The sequence below is a fragment of the Falsiroseomonas oryzae genome (assembly GCF_027856955.1).
In the GTDB taxonomy this organism is placed as follows: domain Bacteria; phylum Pseudomonadota; class Alphaproteobacteria; order Acetobacterales; family Acetobacteraceae; genus Falsiroseomonas; species Falsiroseomonas oryzae.
This window is the reverse complement of record NZ_JAPSMD010000359.1, coordinates 1-5,529: the sequence shown is the minus strand read 5'-3', so window position 1 is coordinate 5,529 and position 5,529 is coordinate 1. Positions and strand designations below refer to the sequence as shown.

Annotated in this window: 4 protein-coding genes and 1 tRNA gene; 3 read left to right on the top strand and 2 right to left on the bottom strand. The window is 72.5% G+C overall.

Translation table 11 applies throughout. From position 1 onward, the window contains the following. Nucleotides 1-165: 165 nt before the first annotated feature. Nucleotides 166-1,452 carry a CAP domain-containing protein gene (locus OZN99_RS24295; RefSeq protein WP_270937827.1) on the bottom strand — a complete coding sequence of 429 codons (1,287 nt, stop codon included), beginning with the start codon at nucleotides 1,450-1,452 and terminating at the stop codon, nucleotides 166-168. Nucleotides 1,453-1,543: 91 nt separating this feature from the next. Next, a complete protein-coding gene (gene lipB, locus OZN99_RS24290) occupies nucleotides 1,544-2,221 on the bottom strand; it encodes a lipoyl(octanoyl) transferase LipB (RefSeq protein WP_270937826.1) in 678 nt (225 codons plus the stop codon). A 54-nt stretch (nucleotides 2,222-2,275) separates the two neighbouring features. On the opposite strand from lipB, the gene OZN99_RS24285 reads away from it, so the two are divergent. The 3 genes from OZN99_RS24285 to OZN99_RS24275 form a co-directional block, all read left to right on the top strand. Next, a tRNA-Leu gene (locus OZN99_RS24285) sits at nucleotides 2,276-2,358 on the top strand. A 187-nt stretch (nucleotides 2,359-2,545) separates the two neighbouring features. Beyond that, nucleotides 2,546-4,825 (top strand): NADP-dependent malic enzyme, encoded by a 2,280-nt coding sequence (locus tag OZN99_RS24280; RefSeq protein ID WP_270937825.1) that lies wholly within the window; start codon nucleotides 2,546-2,548, stop codon nucleotides 4,823-4,825. 47 nt (nucleotides 4,826-4,872) lie between these two features. After that, nucleotides 4,873-5,529, top strand: a 657-nt coding sequence (locus OZN99_RS24275; RefSeq protein WP_270937824.1) for a VWA domain-containing protein, incomplete at its 3' end; no start/stop codon positions are given.

The following is a 5,529-nucleotide window of genomic DNA, read 5'->3' as shown; positions in this document are numbered from 1 at the left end:
GAATGCGAATGGCGCTTCAACTACGCCCCACCCCGCCGTCTGCTCTCCACCCTCGCCAACTGGACTGGCCTAGGACAAGCTTCAGAACCCCAGTCCTAGCCTTAGCTAGGTCAGCCCCTTGTCCGAAGCGCGCGCCCCCGCACAGGACCGAAGCGGCAACTGGCCTCAGCCCAGCAGGAAATCCCCGCCCAGCTGCGCCACGCTCCGGCCGCCGAAGGTCGTCACCTGCAGCCAGCCATCGCCGCCGCCATCCGGGTCCACCCACAGCACGGCGCCCGCGCTCGTCTGCGTCAGCCGCGCATGACCGCTGGCCGACAGTGCCGCCCAGCCCGTCCCGGCCCCGGCGGCCAGCAGGCCGGCGATGTCCACGCGGTCGCCCTCGGCCGGTGTGAAGTCGGTGATCAGGTCGCCGCGGTCCGTCGAGACGTTCTGGAACACGAAGCGGTCCGCGCCGCCGCCGCCCGTCGCCCGGTCCGGGCTGCCGCCGCCGACCAGCCTGTCGTCGCCCGCGCCGCCATCCAGCACGTCCCGCCCGGCGCCGCCCTCCAGCGTATCGCCGCTGCTGCCGCCAAGCAGCGTGTCGGCCCCGGCCAGGCCGAGAAGCCGGTCGGCGCCGAGCCCGCCGGTCAGCACCTCGTTCGCCGCCGTGCCGGTCAGCGCCAGCCCGGCCGGCGCGCCCGCATCGGCGTCGAGATCGAGCTTCACGTTGCTGCTGCCGATCGTCACCGCCTTCGTCGTCGGCGCCGGCAGGGCGCCGCCGGAGAAGGTCACCTCGTAGCTCCCGGCGCCGAGCGCCACGCTGTAGCCGCCCGCCGACCAGCTCGTGGCCGTGGTCACCGCGCCGGTCGCGGTGTTGCGGATCGTCAGCGTCACGCCGCCCAGCCCCTCGCCCGGGTCGTAGAAGCGGTCGCCGTCGCGGTCGTCGAAGGCGACGCCGGTCAGGAAGACGTTGCTGCCGGACCGCGCGAAGACCTCCGTCACGACGCTCGCCGTGAAGCCGCGATACTCCCCCTGCGCGAGGCCGAGGCCCGTCTCGCGGAAATTGACGTTGAGCAGGTTCGCCCGGTGCCCCGCGCTCTCGAACAGCTGCTCGTGCAGCAGCTCCACCGTGGTGGAGGACAGCGCGCCGGAGCGCAGCGCGATGTTCTCGCCCCAGGTCCAGCTGCCGGAGAACACGTAGCCCGCCGCCGTCATCCGGTCGCCGGGCGAGGATCCGCCCGCCCCGGTGTGGGAGAAGGTGTCGGTCGCCAGGATCCAGTCGCTGTGGCCCCGCGCGGCGTCGATCAGCAGCGGGTTGAAGGCCAGCGGCGCCTTCGCCGTGGTGGAGATCGTGCCTGCCGTGAGCCCGTCGTTCAGCCCGATGCCGAAGCGCGCCGCTTCCCCGGCGGGATCCAGCCGGGCACGGTTGATGAGTTCCAGCAGGTACTGCTCGAGCCCGGTCGGTTCGGCCATGGTGCGGAAGCCCCCTCGCGACGGGCATTGCCCGCCATGGTTGTGCTTCCGAAGAAAACTTCGCGGAAACCCCTTGTCGAGTCGCGTTAAGTCAGCCGAACACCTCCGCCCAGGCCGCCATCAGCGCCGCGTCGGCCTCCTCCATCGTCGCCAGCACGCCCAGCCGGTGCAGGCTTGTCACGCCATGCTCCGCCACGCCGCAGGGCACGATGCCGCCGAAATGCGACAGGTCGGGGTCCACGTTCAGCGCCACCCCGTGCCAGCTCACCCAGCGCGTGACCCGCACGCCGATGGCGCCGATCTTGTCCTCGGTGCCGCGCGCCCGGTCGGCCACCCAGATGCCCACCCGGCCCTCGCGCCGCTCGCCCCGGATGTTGAAGCGGTCCAGCGCCCGGATCAGCCACTCCTCCAGGCCGTGCACATAGGCCCGCACGTCGCGCGCCCGCACCGTTCCGTGCGGCCTGGTCAGGTCCAGCATCACATAGGCCGTGCGCTGCCCCGGCCCGTGATAGGTCCATTGTCCGCCGCGCCCCGCCGCCACCGCCGGGAACCGCCGCTCCAGCAGGTCCTCGGGTCGGGCCGAGGTGCCGGCGGTGTAGGTCGGCGGGTGCTCCACCAGCCAGACCAGCTCCCCCGCCGTGCCCTCCCGGATCGCCGCCACGCGGGCCTCCATCGCGGCGACCGCGTCCTGGTAGGGCGTGAGCCCCTCGGCCACCTGCCAGGCCAGGTCGGTCGGTGTCGCCAGGGGCGTTGTCGCGTCTGAGGTCATCGGCTATACGCGCCGCCTCTAAGGCGTGCGGGAACGCGCGCCAAGGTGCCCTGTGCGGTCGTGGCGGAATGGTAGACGCGCCAGCTTGAGGTGCTGGTGGGGGCAACCCCGTGGAAGTTCGAATCTTCTCGACCGCATATACCCTTACCCTCAAGCGCCGGGCGGCCGCTCCGCGGCCTTGGCTTTCGCGCCGACGCGCTGGTGCGCCCCCTCGGCGGTAGCTCTGTGCGCGGGCCGCCTGTTCTGCGGCCAAGAGGGCGCGATGGGCAGCCGCAGCACCCTCCCACGCTCGCAGCGCGCCACCGGGCAGGCTAGCATCCCGGCATGGACGACGATTTCCGCAAGGCCGCCCTCGACTACCACCGCCTGCCGCGGCCGGGAAAACTCTCGGTCGAGCCGACCAAGCGCATGGCCACCCAGCGCGACCTGGCGCTCGCCTACTCCCCCGGCGTCGCCGCCGCCTGCGAGGAGATCGCGAAGGACCCCGACAAGGCCTGGGACTACACCACCCGCGGCAACATGGTGGCCGTGATCTCCAACGGCACCGCCGTCCTCGGCCTCGGCGCCATCGGCGCGCTGGCCGGCAAGCCGGTGATGGAAGGCAAGGCGGTCCTCTTCAAGAAGTTCGCCGGCATCGACTCCATCGACCTCGAGGTCGAGGAACGCGACCCCGACCGCTTCGTGGAGGCCGTCGCCGCCCTTGAACCCTCCTTCGGCGCCATCAACCTCGAGGACATCAAGGCGCCCGAGTGCTTCGCGATCGAGCGCGCGCTGCGCGCCCGCATGAAGATCCCGGTCTTCCACGACGACCAGCACGGCACCGCCATCATCGTCGCCGCCGCGGTGCGCAACGGCCTGCTGCTGCAGGGCAAGAAGCTGGACGAGGTGCGGGTGGTCAACACCGGCGGCGGCGCCGCCGCCATCGCCTGCCTCGACCTGCTCGTCGCCATGGGGCTGAAGCGCGAGAACGTCACGATCTGCGACATCGACGGCGTGGTCTGGAAGGGCCGGCCGAACACCGACCCCTTCAAGGCCGCCTACGCCCAGGACACCGCCGCCCGCACGCTGGAGGAGGTGCTGGACGGCGCCGACATCTTCCTCGGCCTCTCGGCGCCGCGCGTGCTGAAGGCGGAATGGCTGCCGAAGCTGGCGCGCAAGCCGCTGGTGCTCGCGCTCGCGAACCCCGAGCCGGAGATCCTCCCGGAAGCCGTGCGCGCCGTGCGCCCCGACGCGATCGTCGCGACCGGCCGCAGCGACTACCCGAACCAGGTCAACAATGTCCTCTGCTTCCCCTTCATCTTCCGCGGCGCGCTCGATGCCGGCGCCACCACCATCAACGAGGCGATGAAGGTCGCCGCCGCCGACGCCATCGCCGCCCTGGCGCGGATGGAGGCCAGCGAGGTCGTCGCAGCCGCCTATGGCGGTAACGCGCCGGTCTTCGGCCAGGACTACATCATCCCCAAGCCCTTCGACCCCCGCCTGATCCTGGAGATCGCGCCCGCGGTGGCGAAGGCCGCGGCGGAAAGCGGCGTCGCCCGCCGCCCTGTCGCCGACCTCGACGCCTATCGCCGCGAGCTGGAGCGCTTCGTCTTCCGCTCCGGCGAGCTGATGCGCCCGGTCTTCGAGGTGGCGCGCCGCAACCCCGCCCGCGTGGTCTTCGCCGAGGGCGAGGATGAACGCACGCTCCGCGCCGTGCAGACCGTGCTGGACGAGGGCCTGGCGGAGCCCATCCTGATCGGACGCCGCGAGGTCATCTCCGGCCGCGCCGCCGCCATGGGGCTGCGCATGGATTTCCAGGAATCCGTGCGCATCCTCGACCCCGCCGCGGATGCCGAGGTGTTCGACAGGCTCGTGCCGCTCTACCAGCGCAAGGTCGGGCGCCGCGGCGTGCCGCCCGATGCCGCGGCACGCCGCGTCGGGAACCGCCCGACGGTGGCGGCCGCGCTGCTGCTGGAGGCGGGCCTGGCCGATGCCTGCCTCTGCGGCGGCACCGGCGACTGGCTCAGCCACTGGCACCACGCCTTCGACGTGATCGGCAAGCTGCCGCAGGTGAACCGCGTCTATGCGCTGTCGGCGCTGATCCTGCCGAACGGGCACCTGTTCTTTGTGGACACCCACCTGACCGTGGACCCGACGCCCGACCAGGTCGCCGACATGACGCTGCTGGCGGCCGAGCAGATCCGCGCCTTCGGCATCACGCCCAAGGCCGCGCTGCTCTCCCATTCCTCCTTCGGCGCCTCCGGTGCGCCGGGCGCGCGCAAGATGCGCGCGGCGCTCAAGGCGCTGCTCGCCCGCGGCCCGGATTTCGAGGTGGATGGCGAGATGCACGCCGACGCCGCGCTGGTGCCGGCCATCCGCGACCGCGCCGTCCCTGACAGCCGCCTGACGGATGCGGCCAACCTGCTGGTGATGCCCGACCTCGACAGCGCCAACATCGCCTTCAACCTGCTGAAGGCCGCCGCCGAGGGGCTGCAGGTCGGCCCGATCCTGCTCGGCATGGCCAGGCCCATCCATGTGCTGGTGCCGAGCGTCACGGCGAGGGGGATCGTCAACATGACGGCGCTGGCAGCGGCGCAGGCGAACGGGCTGAAGGCCGGTGGCTGAGGCGCCGGGGGGCTGACGGCGGGCCGCCGCGGGACCACATCGGGCGCATGAGCAACCTGCCCGACAAGCCGGGCAACGCCGCCGTCGCCGCCTTCCTCCAGAAGGTCGCGTCCATGCCCGCGGTCCGGCCCGCTTCCGGCCGGCCCGGCCGGCTGATCTTCGCCATCGACGCCACCGCGTCGCGCCAGCCCAGCTGGGACCGCGCCTGCCAGCTGCAGGGCGAGATGTTCATGGCGGTGCGCGACGTCGGCGGGCTGGCCGTCTCGCTCGCCTACTACCGCGGCTTCGGCGAGTTCGCCACCACGCCCTTCCTGACCAACGCGCAGGACCTGGCGCGGCGCATGACCGGCGTCTCCTGCCTCGGCGGGCAAACGCAGATCCTGCGCACCCTGAAGCACGCGCGCGAGGAGACGAGCCGCGAGAAGGTCAACGGCGTGATCTTCATCGGCGACGCCATCGAGGAGGACGTGGACCCGATCTGCCACGTCGCGGGCGAGCTCGGCCTGCGCGGCACGCCGGTCTTCTGCTTCCAGGAAGGCCGCAGCCCCGTCGCCGAGACCGCCTTCCGCCAGGTGGCGAAGCTCTCGGGCGGCGCCTGGGCGCCCTTCGACGCGGCCAGCGCGGAGGCGCTGCGCGACCTGCTGCGCGCCGTCGCCGTCTTCGCCGCCGGCGGGCGCCAGGCGCTGGCGCGGCTGACCTCGGCC